Origin of the sequence: Wolbachia endosymbiont of Dipetalonema caudispina (assembly GCF_013365495.1) — a bacterium.
Taxonomy (GTDB): domain Bacteria; phylum Pseudomonadota; class Alphaproteobacteria; order Rickettsiales; family Anaplasmataceae; genus Wolbachia.
Genome location: NZ_CP046580.1, coordinates 392223 through 408208 on the forward strand (window position 1 = coordinate 392223; position 15986 = coordinate 408208).

Annotated in this window: 11 protein-coding genes; 5 read left to right on the forward strand and 6 right to left on the reverse strand. The window is 28.2% G+C overall.

What is annotated here, in order from left to right:
• Positions 1-1414: 1414 nt before the first annotated feature.
• The gene (locus tag GOY14_RS01475; RefSeq protein WP_175809536.1) at positions 1415-2812 is read left to right on the forward strand and encodes a malonyl-CoA decarboxylase; all 1398 of its coding nucleotides are present in this window, start codon (positions 1415-1417) and stop codon (positions 2810-2812) included.
• Between the two features lie 61 nt (positions 2813-2873).
• On the forward strand, positions 2874-4667 hold the full coding sequence (gene lepA / locus GOY14_RS01480; RefSeq protein WP_175809537.1) for a translation elongation factor 4: 1794 nt from the start codon (positions 2874-2876) through the stop codon (positions 4665-4667).
• Positions 4668-4687: 20 nt separating this feature from the next.
• On the opposite strand, the gene ispG is transcribed toward lepA, so the two are convergent.
• The 4 genes from ispG to hemC form a co-directional block, all read right to left on the reverse strand.
• The gene (ispG, locus tag GOY14_RS01485; RefSeq protein WP_175809538.1) at positions 4688-5974 is read right to left on the reverse strand and encodes a flavodoxin-dependent (E)-4-hydroxy-3-methylbut-2-enyl-diphosphate synthase; all 1287 of its coding nucleotides are present in this window, start codon (positions 5972-5974) and stop codon (positions 4688-4690) included.
• On the reverse strand, positions 5964-6617 hold the full coding sequence (locus tag GOY14_RS01490) for a TRP75-related protein (RefSeq protein WP_175809539.1): 654 nt from the start codon (positions 6615-6617) through the stop codon (positions 5964-5966). Before GOY14_RS01490 ends, ispG begins: the two co-directional genes overlap by 11 nt.
• Before the next feature lie 864 nt (positions 6618-7481).
• Complete coding sequence (murB, locus tag GOY14_RS01495; protein WP_175809540.1) at positions 7482-8369, reverse strand: UDP-N-acetylmuramate dehydrogenase; 888 nt, start codon at positions 8367-8369, stop codon at positions 7482-7484.
• On the reverse strand, positions 8360-9238 hold the full coding sequence (gene hemC / locus GOY14_RS01500) for a hydroxymethylbilane synthase (protein WP_175809541.1): 879 nt from the start codon (positions 9236-9238) through the stop codon (positions 8360-8362). Before hemC ends, murB begins: the two co-directional genes overlap by 10 nt.
• A gap of 63 nt (positions 9239-9301) precedes the next feature.
• Between hemC and secD the strand changes: the two genes are divergently transcribed.
• Entirely contained in the window at positions 9302-10819 is a 1518-nt protein-coding gene (secD, locus tag GOY14_RS01505; protein ID WP_175809542.1) for a protein translocase subunit SecD, read from the forward strand.
• Between the two features lie 1063 nt (positions 10820-11882).
• Positions 11883-12479 carry an orotate phosphoribosyltransferase gene (gene pyrE / locus GOY14_RS01510; protein WP_175809543.1) on the forward strand — a complete coding sequence of 199 codons (597 nt, stop codon included), beginning with the start codon at positions 11883-11885 and terminating at the stop codon, positions 12477-12479.
• 430 nt (positions 12480-12909) lie between these two features.
• Here the strand turns inward: pyrE and ubiB are convergent, their stop codons facing one another.
• Positions 12910-14340 carry a 2-polyprenylphenol 6-hydroxylase gene (gene ubiB / locus GOY14_RS01515; RefSeq protein ID WP_175809544.1) on the reverse strand — a complete coding sequence of 477 codons (1431 nt, stop codon included), beginning with the start codon at positions 14338-14340 and terminating at the stop codon, positions 12910-12912.
• Positions 14341-15081, reverse strand: a complete 741-nt coding sequence (locus GOY14_RS01520; protein ID WP_175809545.1) for a metal ABC transporter ATP-binding protein — start codon at positions 15079-15081, stop codon at positions 14341-14343.
• On the opposite strand from GOY14_RS01520, the gene GOY14_RS01525 reads away from it, so the two are divergent.
• Entirely contained in the window at positions 15073-15954 is an 882-nt protein-coding gene (locus GOY14_RS01525) for a zinc ABC transporter substrate-binding protein (protein ID WP_175809546.1), read from the forward strand. The genes GOY14_RS01520 and GOY14_RS01525 overlap by 9 nt on opposite strands.
• The last annotated feature ends 32 nt before the right edge of the window (positions 15955-15986 follow it).

Sequence of the window (15986 nt, forward strand, 5' to 3'; positions counted from 1 at the left end):
TTTTGTCATTATTAAAAAATACATATGCATAAATATGAAAGATTTTTTTACTTTTTGTATTAATTATATTTAATAAGTTTACTTTAAGTATATATAGAGTATAAGTTGTTAAACTTATGTAATTAGTGTATTACTACTAATATTAGTAGATTTTTTATTTTGTTATCATCTTGATTATTATAGTATTTATTAGGACTCTACTTTAAATGTGTGTTTATAACATTACTGGGTTTTAGGGTTAATTGATTAGTGTGTGAACTAATCATTCAAAATATGTTATTACTCGATAAAAAATCTATACCAAGCTATATATAGCTATATAATGCTCGTTACAATAATATTGATATTATAATATTTTGTTAGAATATTTTGAAAATTATTTAGTATAGTTTTATAAGTTATGTTTATTGTTGCTGTAGATGGAGGGCAAGTAAAATAAATAAGTGTTTTTGTTAGTGTGTAGTAATTTACCTTTGGAAAAAATAAAATTGCTATTTAGGTAATGAGAGAACTATCAATTGTAATTGATTTCTGAAATGATTTATATGTTTATTTTGAGTTTAATTTTCTATAAATTTTAGAAAAAATTCTTGATAAATAAAAAATCTTAAACATCTTCTCGCACTTTTTCTGAAGTTCTTAACTTCAAGAATTGAAATTTATCATTTTTATGTCTTATACCATTTTTGTTTAGAGATTAAATATATAATTTTATAAATTATGTAATCATAGTGCTTTCTTTATTATAAACGTCACTAATTTAGTTTTTTTATTAAGAATGTTGTGTTATCAGATTGAGCTAGTAGTTTCTATTAGAGCAATGTTAATATAATGCGTTTCTCTTTAATAAAGGATCAATTCATGGGAAGGAACTATAGTAAAAGTTATTATTTAGTCCTTCATCATTAATAGGAGGAATTAAATTAATAACTAATTTTTTCTAATTACGGGTTTATTTAAGATTGCTATTTTCTTGCATTAGAACATTTTCTCAAATTTTTTTTGTAGTTGAGTGATAATTCTTGTTTTAGATTTGTTTTTTGAAAAAGTGAAATGTCATTAGTCTGTAAAGTTTCTCCTGTGTGTTATCGGTTAACTTTACTTAAATTTTGATAAAGTTTTGTTTATATTTATCATTAGTTAATGAAATTAATTGTATAAAAATTACGTGTTTTTAAAGGGTTTGCTTTATTAGTTTTTACAATTTTAAATTTGCTATGATTAAAATCTTTATAATTGAGTGTTTGAAAACTATTAGATTTTTTGTTTTTGCTACGGTATTGTTTCTTAATCGGCATTTAATTAGGTATATTATAAAAGTTGCTAATGATCATTTGAGAAGTACTTGCTTGCTATAGACTAAGGTTTTTCTTTGGTTTAATATAGAGATATGTGATTGATAAATAAGTCTAGGATGAGTGGGTTATTAGTAAAAACTGATGACAATGTAGTACGAGTTGAAGATAAGAAAGCAGTGAAGGGCTTTTTTAGAATACTAGGTGGAGTAGCAGGTGCTGTAAGGTCTTGGATTGGTAATATCAGTCCTGATTTAGGTAATAGTCGTGATATAGATAGCTTGGTTTTGAAAATGAATGAATGCTTAAATCCAAAGGGAGGAGAAATTTCAGCACGTAGGAATACTGTATCTCTTGGTAATTTATATTTAGGTTTATCAGAAAAAGGTAAAATAAGGTTTTTGCAGACTTTAGTAGAAAAATTTAATCCAAGTAAAGCAGAAATAGATGAGAGAATAAGAGAATACAGGGAAAATAAGAATTTTGAGTTAGACTATAGATTTGAGCAAGATTTGATAAAAGTTCTTGAACCACCTCGCTTTAAGATATTAAAGCAATTTATTTCTTTACCAGAAGGTCTGAAATTTATTGTTGATATGCGTTCTGATGTGCTAAAGTTAAAGAAGCAATATAAAGAGCTTAATCGATTAGAAAGTGAATTAAAAAGTATACTTATTTCCTGGGTCGATGTTGATCTACTAGATCTTCGTCAAATTACTTGGGATTCCCCTGCATCATTATTAGAAAAACTTATAAAGTATGAAGCTGTGCATAAAATTTCCTCATGGGATGATTTAAAAAATAGGCTAGATTCTGATCGTCTCTGTTTTACTTTTTTTCATCATAAAATACCAAATGAACCTCTAATTTTTGTAGAGGTTGCATTGATGAATAGGATTGCTGATAGTATTCAGCATCTTTTAGATGAATCAATGCCCCCGAGTGATCCATATAATGCAAATACTGCTATATTTTATTCAATATCAAATACCCAAGCTGGGTTATCTGGAATTAGCTTAGGTAATTTTTTGATTAAAAGAGTTGTAGAAAAGCTATCGCAAGAGTTTAAGAGTATAAAGACTTACGCAACGCTTTCTCCAATACCTGGCTTTATAAGATGGCTAAAAGGAAATTTAAATCAGGATATTACTTTATTAGGGAAATTAGGTATAAAGCAGTCTAGTACAGAAGTTTTAGAGAGTATCAAGCAATTTAAAATTAATATTGGATATGAAAAACAATGTTTGTTGAAACTTTGTGCATATTACTTACTAAAGGTTAAAAATGATGATGGTGGTGCTTATGATCGGGTAGCACACTTTCATTTAAGTAATGGTGCATCAATAAAGCAGTTAAACTGGATGGCAGATACTTCTGAAAAAGGTATTAGTCAATCAGCTGGAATAATGGTGAATTATTTATATGAATTATCTAAAATAGATAATAATCATGAAAATTATATAGTTAATAAAATGATTTCTTGTGCAAAACAGGTATCATCCATATCAAAGGGGTAAGAAATTATTGTTTTAAAATGTTTAAGATGTAAAATAATTTTTCTAAATAATAAGTTGATTAATGAATAACATAAGAAATTTTGCAATAATAGCACATATAAATCATGGAAAATCAACGCTTGCTGATCGTTTGATAGAGAAATGTGGTGGTTTTGAGATGAGGAAAATGACTAATCAGATACTGGATTCAATGGAGATAGAACGTGAACGTGGAATTACAATTAAAGCACAAACGGTGAGACTAATCTATACTGCTAATGATGGTAATCGATATTACTTAAATCTTATAGATACTCCAGGTCATGTAGATTTTTCATATGAAGTAAGTCGAAGCTTGGCTGCGTGTGAAGGTTCACTTTTAGTAGTGGATAGTAGCCAGGGAGTTGAGGCTCAAACTATTGCAAATGTATATAAGGCTATTGACAATAATCATGAGATAATAGTCATACTTAACAAAGTTGATCTTCCTGCTGCAGATACAGAAAAGGTAAAGTTTCAGGTAGAGGAAGTAATAGGTATTGATGCGAGTAAGTCGATTCTGATATCAGCAAAAACTGGATTTGGAGTAAGAGACGTATTAGAAGCAATAGTAACGAAACTTCCACCTCCGCAAGGTGACATAGATGCTCCTCTACAAGCAATTTTAATTGATAGTTGGTATGATCTTTATTTGGGAGTAGTCATTTTAGTAAGAATTAAAAATGGAATATTAAAGAAAGGTATGAGAATTGTTATGATGTCTAGTAGTACTATATATCAGGTTGATAATATTGGTATTTTTACTCCTAAAAAGGTTATGGCTGATAAACTCTCTGCGGGTGAGGTAGGTTTTATCGTTGCTTCAATAAAAGAAGTAACTGATTGTAAAGTGGGAGATACTATTACCGAAGAGAATAGGCCATGTAGTGAAATATTGCCAGGCTTTAAAGAAGTACGTCCTGTGGTATTTTGTGGTATTTTTCCTAAGAAAGCTGGTAATTTGAAATATTTAAGAAGAGCTTTAGAAAAATTACATTTAAATGATGCTAGTTTTACTTTTGAGGCTGAAACTTCAAGTGTATTAGGTTATGGATTTCGTTGTGGTTTTTTAGGAATATTACATCTTGAGATTGTTCAAGAAAGGCTTAAGAAGGAATTTGGTTTATGTTTAATAGTAACTGTGCCAAGTGTTATATATAGAATCACAACTCAAAATGGTGATATTTTAAATATTTATAGTTCTAGTAATATGCCAGATTTTAAAAAAGTTAAAGTAGTAGAAGAACCGTGGATTACTGCGACTATAATAGTACCTGATCAATATTTAGGAGGGGTTTTATTTTTATGTAAAGAAAGAAGAGGAGAACAAAAAAGTTTATCTTATATTAGTAATACAACAACAGCATTATTGAAATATCATTTACCCCTGTCTGAGGTGATTTTTGACTTTTTTGATAAGTTAAAATCAATTTCTAGGGGATATGCAAGTTTAGACTGGGAAGTTTATGATTATCGAGAGAGTCAAGTAGATAAGCTAAATTTTTTAGTTAATGGAGAATTAGTTAATGCATTGACCTGCATTATTCATAAAAGTAAAGTAGAAAAAAGGGGGAGAGAAATATGCTCTCGTTTAAAGAGTTTAATACCCCGTCAGCAATATAAGATTATAATTCAGGCAGCAGTAGGTAGTAAGATTATTGCCAGAGAAACAATTAATCCATACAGAAAAGATGTAACAGCTAAACTTTATGGTGGAGATGTAACACGAAGAATAAAACTTTTAGAAAAACAAAAGAGAGGTAAGAAAAGACTTTATGCTATAGGAAAGTTAGATATTCCGTATAGTACTTTTATTCAAGCATTGAAAATAAATTGACTAGTGTGCATGGTTATATACTAAAGGTACTTTGATTTATTAATAAAGTGTTCCTCTACGTAATTATCAATGATTATTTTAAATTCTTCAAATATATTGCTGCCTTGTAAGGTTTTGAAATATTTTCCATCTTTATAGACTGCTGAGACTGTTTTCTCTCCATATCCAGGCAAGCTAATTCCTAGATTTGCATATTTGCTCTCCCCTGGACCATTTACAATGCAACCCATGACAGCAATATTCATGTGTTCTACACCTGTTTTTTTTTCCTTCCATATTGGCATGCGAGTTTTTATATAATTATTTACTTCTTCAGTTAATGTGCGAAAGCGATCACTATTTGTACGTCCACATCCTGGACAAGAGCTAACTTGAGGATTAAAGTAGCGTAAGCCTATAGACTGAAGTATTTCCTGGCACACTTTTATTTCGTTAGTTCGTGATTCACCAGGACGTTGAGTTAAAGAAGCACGTATCGTATCTCCAATACCGTTTTGTAATAAGTAAGTAAGCCCTGCTGTAGTATTTATCATACCTCTATTACCCATACCTGCTTCTGTTAGGCCTAGGTGTAAGGCATAATTGGAAGATCTTGCAAGTGTTGTATAAATTGGAATTAGATCCTGTACCTTGCTTACTTTACAAGAAATAATTATTTTGTTTGGGTTAAGTCCAATTTCTTCAGCTTTTTTTGCACTACTGAGGACAGATATTATAAGTGTTTTACGTAGTAAAATATCAGAAGATTTTGGATTTTTAGATAAAGAGTTCTCATTCATTAATTTTTGAATAAGATACTTGTCAAGACTACCCCAGTTTACTCCAATCCTCACAGGAAGATCATATTTTATTGCGTATTCTATAACTCTTTCAAAAATTTTATCACGTTTATTACCAAAACCTATATTTCCTGGATTTATTCTAATTTTACCTAGCATGTTGATGTTGCTTGGATAATTTTTAACTAACTTATCTAGTTCATATTGTCCACAACCTACTAATATCTTGCCATCAAAACCTTTTTTATTTATCTCTTCTACTATGTAAGGTATTGCTTTTGCTACTTCTTCTGAATTTAGAGCAATTCGTATTAGCTCTGAACCAGCATGTGCTAGTTCTATTATTTCTTTTGCATATTGCTTAGCACTACTTTTTATGTTGTCAGGATCAATATGCATACCAAGAGCCATAGATTGTATCACTATGGGATTATTTCCACCTATTTTTACTTTTCCAACTTTCACAACATAGGTCCTGTGTCTGTGAGGTTTATGGTGTAGTTTATTCCATAGATCTTCATTTAACATGTTGTTCAGTTTGTTTTATTGTATTAGTAGTTTCACTTTCAGGTAAATTCGAGCTACTGAGATTACGTTGTGTTTCATTGTCGAGATCTGTAATAGCATCATGTGAGCATGTTTTTTTTAATAGTGTGTTCTTTACGATATTTATAGGAGAATTTTTTTTCTCTTGTGTTGCTTTAACTTTTGTTTCTTCTTGATATTTATCTTTACATTGCTCATTTTTATATTTTGGAACCTGCTCTTGATCTATGAATGTAGCTCCTTTGAGACGTGCAAGATTAATACCATGTTGATTGATCATAGCTTCTTTTTCATCATTAATTATACAGGCTTCTGAATTGCTTAGTCTATTATTGAGAATGTTAATTTTTTTCTTTAATTTTTTGGCTAAATTTTCTTTATTTATGTTAGTGTTAGCTTGGTTTTGTAACTTTTTTTTCTTTAGGAGTTTTCTACGCTTTTCATATAGTTTATATGATTCAGCAAAATCTTCATCTTTATAAAAATTTGTGCCACCAGGGTTACCTGGAGGTTTATATTTTTCACTAAGTTTTATTTTAGACTTGGCTTCAGTAGTATTTATAATTAGAAAGCTAGAGATCAAAAACATTGGTATAAATAAAACTCCAGAAAAAATTTTAGGCATATAGTATTATAGTAAATTTTTTTATTTAAAAATAACAATTAATAAACTTTAAGTAAACTGGAATCTTAGTGGGTTTATAGTAAGTAGTAACTTGCTATTTGATTAATATAAGTCAATTCTTTTGAAAGATCATATATGTAATCTTTTTATTTTAACTATTTTGATATAAATTGAATAAGATGATAGCGAAAAGATAATGTTAATTAAAAAAGCTTAGAAATATTTACTAGAAAAATATAAATTAATTTAAAAGAAATATCAAAGAAACGTTTATTAAGGAACTTAAGTGTTTTACCTACCGCTAATTTAGTAAAGTTAGTATGAGTTTAATCAAATAAACAAGGGAAAAATTCTTTATTTTAATTTTGTATAAAAAAAGATTTTTGACTTTGTGATCAGGTTTGATATTGATAAAGTATTTTAGCATCCTTTTTCTACTATAACTTTTCATGCTTATTTTGAATATTGGTTACAAATAAGTAAAAATAGATAGCAAGGATATCTGATATGAAAAACATTATGGCAAATTATAGTTATAAATCTGCAATGATATTTTAAACTTAGTGGATAAAATACAAAAATGGGTAAAATAAATAATAGTATATGAATGTGATTTTGTAAAATAGATGATGATAGTCTTGAATTTTTTAGTCTGAAAGTATAACTTCTTTTTAAGAAGTGAAGCAATTGATGATTTTTAAAATTGTATGATGAAGAGGTGAGTTACTTAAAAAATTGATTTTAATAAATATTAAAGTTTTTTTACTGCTCCAGCTAACAAATTTATAAGAAAAATTTTTTTTTAATTAAAATAAATAATTTTATTTTTACAATAAAATATTATGTAATAGCTATAAAACTTGCTTAATAGCTACCTAAAATCTTTATTTCCCATTCAAGTTCGATGTTGAACTTTTTTTTTACTGCATTTTTTACCTTGTTGCCAAGAATTTCTAGGTCAGATGCAGTTGCATTGTTATAATTTAGTAAAAAATTACAATGCTTTTTAGAAATTTTAGCTCTGCCATTATCTAATCCTCGGCATTCAGACTGATCAATTAATTTCCATGCTTGGTGGTTTTTAGGATTTTTAAATATGCATCCAGCAGTATTCCCTTTTATTGGCTGGCTTTTATTTTTTTTATGAATAATTTCTTTTATTTTTTTTAGTATAATTGTCTGCTCTGAACTTACTCCTTTAAACTCAGCTTCGACGAAAATCCATCTTCCATTCAAGTTATGACCACGATACATATAATCCATTTTTTTACTTGAGAACTCATATAAGTTTCCATCTTCTAAATTTACTGCTTTTATGGATTGTATAATGTTTGCGATGTCACTACCATATGCACCTGCATTCATTTCTATTCCACCCCCAACTGTTCCTGGAATTCCAACTAGAAACTCTAGTCCACTAATTTGTTGCTTCTTTGCAAAATAAGCTAAATTGCTAAGTAGTACAGCACCACCTGCAATAATGGAGTTATTACCTATATACTTAATATATCCGAATTCCTTACCTAGTTTTACTGTTATTCCTCGAATACCACTATCTCGTACTATTATGTTGGAGGTTGCACCGATAACATGAATTGGTAATTCAACATTTTTAATTAAGTATGTTAAATCTTTGATGTTATATGGCTTAAATAATACGTCAACTTGTCCACCAACTTTTAACCATGTTATTTTAGACATTAAAATGTTATATCGATAGACTCCATGAACTTTAGGTAAGCTTATGAGCATCTTGATTTCAATTCTAATCCTGCATCCATACCCATTTTTTCTGCATCTTCTGCGAATGAAGTATGCTCAGTAAAGTATATGCCTTTCTCGTCTGCTAACATACAATAAAGACGTAGTATGTTTTTATTTATATATTCCGCTAAAGCTGCAAGTGGTGTAAAGCATGATCCATTTACTGTTTTCATGAAGCTACGCTCTGATTTTACTCTTATAAAGGATTTATTATCATTAATTTTTTCTAAAAGATTTATAATTTTAGTATCATCTTTTCGGCATTGAATACAAACTGCTCCTTGTCCTACTGCACTTAACATGGTTTTTGATGGTAATACTTCTGTAGCTAAGTGACGTTTTTTTAATCTTATTAGTCCAGCTTCGGCTAGAATTATTCCATCAAAACTTTTTTTTTGCAATCTAGTTGTTATATTTCCACGTAATGGTACTATGTTCAAATCTGGTCTAAAATTTAGTAACTGAACTTTTCTTCTTATTGAAGAAGTTGCAATTGTAGCTTGTTGTGGTAAATCTTTTAGGCTATTATATTTGTTAGAAATAAATGTATCGTATGAGCTTAGTCTTTCTAAAATGCAAGGAATTACCAAGTCTTTTGAGAAAAATGCAGGTACATCTTTTACCGAGTGAACTGCCATGTCTATATTATTTTTGAGTAGTTCAATCTCAATTTCCTTGAGAAAGAGTCCTTTACCTCCTATTTTCGCAAGGTTTAAATTGATATATTTATCACCGGAAGTTTCTATTTTAATAATCTTGATAGATAAATTAGGAAAGAAATTTATCAGTTTTTGTTGTACTTCTAAAGCTTGAGCAATTGCAAGGCTACTTTTTCTGGTACCTATTTTTACTAACATGTATTCGATTTTGATTTAATGTTTTATAATTAGTTTACAATTGATATTTACATTATACAACTTATGCATAATAGGCTTATAGTTAAATCTTTTTTAATATTATGTGTTTTTTTGCTTGCCTTATACATGATATTATCAAATTTTATTGATAATAAATTCTTTTTTTCAAAAAAAAGAATAAACTTAGGACTTGATCTAAAAGGTGGGTCATCTTTACTTCTTAATGTAGATTTGGATTCTTATTTTCAAGAAAAATTGAGTATATTAGCAGATGAGATAAAAGAAAGTTTGCTAGCAAAAAATATTGACTTCAGTGTGCAGAGTAATAAACAGATAGTTATAACTTTAACTAATGTTGATGATTATAAGAAGATTTTGGTGTTAGTTCATCGAATAAATCCAAATTTAGAGATAAATAAAAAGGATACATCGATTTTTATTTCATATAAACCTCATTACAAAAATTCTCTAATCAATGGGGTAATTTTAGAATCAATTATTAATGTTCAAAGACGTTTAGATAAACTTGGCACTAAAGAAGTAAGTGTGCAAAAACAAGGACAAGATAAGATATTAGTTCAAGTGCCTGGGATAGAAGATGTTGAGCAAATAAAATCTCTGCTTGGTAAAACTGCTAGATTGGCTTTTCATTTTGTAAATATTAATGTAGTTAAGATGATGAAGGACATAGATTATGAAACCACAGTTGTACTTAAGGATACTTTTGGTAATTTTTACCCAATATTTCGTAAAGTTGAAATAGGTGGTGATTCATTAGTTAACGCATCAGTTAGATTTGGTCATTTAGGTAAACCAACAGTACATTTTAAATTTGATAATATGGCAAGTAAGAGATTCGCAAAAATCACTAAAGAAAATGTAGGAAAACCCTTTGCAATTGTTTTGGATAATATTATTTTAACTGTACCAATAATACGTGAGCCAATTTTAAATGGTGAAGGAGAAATTAGTGGTCATTTTACTGAGAAACAGGCAAGTGAACTTGCAATACTTTTAAAATCTGGAGCGTTGCCAGCACCACTTAAAATAATAGAAGAGAAAAATATTGGCCCAAGTCTTGGAGAAGAATCAATAAAAGCAGGAAAGATAGCAACGATAATTTCTATTGTAGCTGTTGTTTCATTTATAACTATTATTTATGGTAAGTTAGGTTTATTATCTTCTATTGCAATTCTTTTTGATGTAATTTCCATACTATTCATTCTTATTTTACTTGAAGCAACTCTAACTTTACCAGGAATTGCTGGTATTGCACTAACTGTTGGTATGTCGGTAGATGCAAACGTTTTAATATTTGAACGTATTCGTGAGGAAATGAGATTAGGAAAAAGAGCGGTTCGTGCTATTGAAGAAGGGTTTAAAAATGCAATAAAAACAATTCTTGATTCAAATATCACCACATTAATCGCTGCAGGAATTATGTTTGTTATTGGTAGCGGAACAATCAGGGGATTTTCTGTAACTTTATCAATAGGAATTCTATGTTCAATGTTTTCTGCAATCACGGTTACAAAACTTTTAATGGAGTTATGTGTGAATCCAGAAAAATTAGTACTTTAATTTGTTATGAATCTAAAAATAATAATTTGCTTATAATATTGTTTTATTTTTTTTTGAGTCTTGAGAAGAGTTTACAGTACTTTTTATTGTGTTATTTATATGGTAGCTTATCACTTTATTGAAATAATGAAAAGCAGTTATATTTAAGTAATAAATCTATCTAGTGTTGTTAGACTTACTGCTTACTAAATTGGTGATTTAAACTTGAATTTTCTATCTTAAGTATATTAAGGTTTTTTATTTTTTGAGGTTCGATGAAAATTAAAATTTAGCTATTTAAAAGATGCTTTTTACTGTTTATAACTATTAAGCTATATCTGTGAATTATTTTCTACTTATCGATAAGTAAAACTAATGGTATAATGGAAGTGTAAGTGCAATTACCATTACTTTTTATGTTCAAGGTCATAATTTTAGTAGATTTTTCTTAATTAAAGAGTTGTTGTTATGTTAATTATTTTTTTAATTAAGGTAGGAAGGTAGAATTGTTGTTTTCTTTATAAGAAAAACAGAACAACATTAAGGTTTATCTGTGCATCATAATTAGTAATTGATTCTATATTTTATTTTACTTGTATTTATTATTATAGATTTTATTGAAGTATTCTAGTTTTATTAGTTATATTATCATGTATATTACTTCTTTAATCTAGGAAATTATGTTAGTAATATTTGTTTTTTTCTAAGTTGAGAGTAATGTGATATTGATTGATAATTATAACTATATGTAAAAAAACTTAAAGTGGGGGGGTATGTCTTTATTTTTAGAGAAGGATAAATAATCCCATCCTTAACAGTGGAAAAAATGTATGGCAGTATTATTTTTTTGATTGTAGGAGTAATGTTAATTGTAGGTGAGGATAGGTATTTATTGTCTTTAAAACGAAATAATTCATAGATTTTTTTTATAGTTAGTGTTACTTATTTTAAAAAGGTTTTCTATAATAAGAGAACTGATCTTGTCTATTTACACAATTGTGGTATACTGAAACTGAATCAATGTATAGTTTTATGTTGTATAGATTAGATGATTAATTTAAGAATATAGTCTAAAATTTTAGAAATGATATTAGATAAGAATAGTTCAATAATAAGAGAATTTGAAGAGGTTGGAGCAATTCTACGTGGGCATTTTGTATTATCCTCTGGACTACATAGTAGTATATACATACAATGTGCTAAAATTTTTGAAGATCCAAGCATGGCTATAAAAATTTGTGCATTGTTAGTACATAAAATAAAAAAAGAATTAAATAGTTCTATAGATTTAGTATTATCTCTTGCAATTGGGGGAATAATTGTGGGTTACGAGATTGGTAAGCAGCTTGGAATCAAGACAATGTTTTGTGAACGCGTTAATGGTAAGTTTGAATTGCGTCGTGGATTTGAAATTAAACAGGGTGAAAAACTATTATTAGTTGAGGATGTGATAACTACAGGTAAATCATCACTTGAAGCTGTAGAATGTGTAGAAGATATGGGGGGAGAAATTGTTGCTGAAGCTTCTATAATTAAAAGAAATAGCGAAATGCAATTACCTTTTCCTATTATATCCTTACTCGAGCTAAATATCAAAAATTATAGAGAACCAGAACTCCCTGAAGAATTAAAACAATTACCAATAGATAAGCCAGGAAGTCGAGGATATTTAACAAAATAGTTTTTTTACATTTTAATGTTATTTAATCAAACAATAAAAACGATTAATGAATCAACTTTATTTGTTTCTAGTAGAATGCTATTTATCATTACTAAATGATATAAGTGTTTTTTCATATTTGCTATTTTGTGTTGACTGTTTACATAGGTGATATCTTGAATTTTTATCAACTTATTTTACTAGAGACTTTAAGTGGAATTGTGCTTGAAGTCATTTTACATTTACAGATAAGCTGGAGAGCTTAGTTAATAATTTTAACTCTGGTTTGCTTTTTTTGTTTAGTATTTTTTAATGTGATGGTTAAAGATTATTTAAAAGTTTATTAAAATGAATCGCTTAAACGTGTGTAATCAATCTGTGTTCTTTAATCTTATAAATTTTTATATTTATTACTTTAGATAGCAAGGGAGAAAATAGTAAAAGCCTGTTATTAAAAAATTAAAAGCTTAATAATTAATGCTATAATTATAAACCATAATAAGAGATAAGTTTTTATATTTGATTTAATTCTGATTTGAATATTCTCTAGTTTTTGATCGGCTATTAAGTTAAGTTTTTCTACAAGGTTAAATATTTCTTGAATGGTTTTTACGGGACGAGAGCTTTTTATTTTTTCTTTATAGTCTATTTTATTTTTATGTTGATTATTTATCCATGATTCAACTACTTTCCACATATTAATTTCTGGATAGATTTTTCTGCAGGTTCCTTCTAGTAAAATTAGAGTTTTTTGTAGTAATAGTAATTGTGTTTGAACTTTCATATTAAAATCACTAGTTATTTTAAATAATTGGGTAAGTAAATTAGCGAAAGAGATTTTTTGTATAGGTTGCCCTATAATAGGTTCTCCTATTGCTCTACATGCTGTAACAAAATTTTTTTGTTGTGGTGAAACATAACCAGCTTTAAAATGTGTTTTTGCAACATGATCATAATTTCGATTTAAAAAACCTTTTAATATCTCTATTATATAGTAGCATGTTTCTCGGTCTATTCGACCCATGATTCCATAATCTAAAGCAATAATGTTGTTATTCATATCAACCATTAAGTTTCCGGGGTGGATGTCTGCATGAAAAAAACAATCTCTATATACTTGATTGCAAAATGATTCTATAAGATTAATAGCTATTTGTTTATGATTATTTAGTTTTTTAACTTCATATATTGGTGTTGCTTCTATCCATTCTAATGTCAAAACTTTTTTTGAGGTCCTACTCCAATCTACTTTTGGTACATAGAAACCTTTATCATTTTTTGTGTTTTCTTTTAGCTCTGAAGAATGAGCAGCTTCAAAACGTAGATCTAGCTCTAATTGGCAAATTTCAGCAAAAGTTTTCACTAATTCAATTGGTTTTAGTCTCTTTGATTGTTCGCTCAATCCCTCTATAATTCCTGCAAGCCAAAAAAGAATTTTTATATCTTTTGAGAATATTTTTTCAATATTTGGTCTTAAAACTTTTACTGCAACTTTTTTGCCTTGTGTTGTAGTTGCTTTATGTACTTGAGAAATTGATGCAGCTGCGATTGGTTTTTCAGAAAAATTTAGAAAAATATCATTTAATTTACAATTAAATTCGTTTTCTATAGTTCTAACTGCTATTTTATATGAAAAGGATGGTAATCTATCGCATATTAATAATAAGTTATTTGTTATATCTTCATTTAGAATATCAGTACGTGATGAAATAGACTGTCCAAATTTAATAAATACTGGACCTAATTTTTCAAGAGCACATTTTAATTTATAACCACGTATTTTATTTATTGACTTTTGTGAAGGAGAAAGTAAATAATATGATATACTGTAGCGGGTCAGTACTATAGTTATATATATAAGGCGCAGAATATTTTTAATCATTTATTTTGTTATATAGCTACTAAATATTTCGCTTAAAGTTTTATTTTTCATGATTTCGTCAGGTTTTCCTTGGCAATATATGATGTGGTTTATACAAATTATGTAATCTGAGCATGGTGCTATGGAGCTTAAATCATGAGATGTCATAAGAATTGAAATTGATCTTTTTTTTGCTATCTTATCTATTATAGAATAAAATTTAGCTCGAGCATTAATATCCATTGCACTAACTGGTTCATCCAAAATAATTAAGTCAGGTTCTGCAATTAAGCAGCGTGCAAGTAGTAATAATTGTGTTTGTCCTGCAGAAATTTCTAGTACTTGTTTTTTTAAAATATTGCTAATACCAACTAATTCTACTACTTCTGTGATAATTGATTGGTTTTTTTTTAATTTTTTTGAAAAGCTGTTTAAAAGGAGATATTCAACTGTTATTGGCATTAGATTACTAATACTAAAATTTTGTGGCATATAACTAATTTTTATATTATTAGCAAATATAATACTACCGCTACAATTTTTATTTATACCAGCGACTACTTTCACTAAGGAGGTTTTACCTCCACCATTTGGTCCCAGTATAGTAACTATATCTCCTTTATCTATTGATAGATTAATATCGTCAAGAATTTTTTTGTTGTTATATACAAGAGCAAGATTTTCTATTTTTAGAACATTATTATTGACATGATTTAACTTTTTGACAAAACTTAACTTTTTTTCAATGTTTTCATGAGGCATTTGCTGGCTTCTTTTCTATTATTTTTATTTATACTATATCACAGTACTGTTTTCTCATCTACTTTAAAAGTTGTAGCTACAATAAAGCCTATACATTCACTTGTAGCTTCTGTGACAGATAAAATCTTAGAACCAGTTTTGTTGGATTATACAACATCTGCACATAATTATATATTAAAGCCTTCTGATGCAAGTAATTTGGAGTTTGGTGATGTTATATTTTACGTTGATGATAACTTAGAAACCTTTATTAAGGCCTTTGCTAGAAAAAATAAAGAACTTGTGCAGTTATCAAAAGCAGTTAATTTGCTTCCTGCTCGACCACATTCATTTTCCAAGTATATTATTGACGTTCAGAATGAAAAAGACCTTCATATTTGGCTTAGTCTTGAAAATGCAAAAAATATAGTATATTATATAAATACAATACTATCTAATATAGATAAGGAGAATTCTCATCGATACAATCATAATGCAAATAAAGCTGTAGAAAGAATAGACCAAGAAATAGAAAAAATTGCAAACGAATTAAGTGATTTAAAAGATAAAAGGTATATAGTTACCCATGATGCTTATCAATATTTTGAAAAGTATTTCAACTTAAATCACCCAAGTGTTATTCTATCTATAGAAGAAGATGCTTATATGGGAATGAGAAGTTTAATGAAACTTAAAAAAATAATGAAGGAAGAAGATATTAAATGTATTTTCTCTCCTTCACGAGAAGATAGTATAAAACCTAAAGCTTTTTCTGATGATGTAAAAATAGCAATTCTTGATCCTATTGGATTAGGTATAGAACCTGGAAAGGACGCATATTTAGCTATAATTAATAGTATGATAGAAGGCTTTAAATCTTGTTTTATTGAATAGTCATGGTTTAATTTGTAAAAAAATTATGGAGA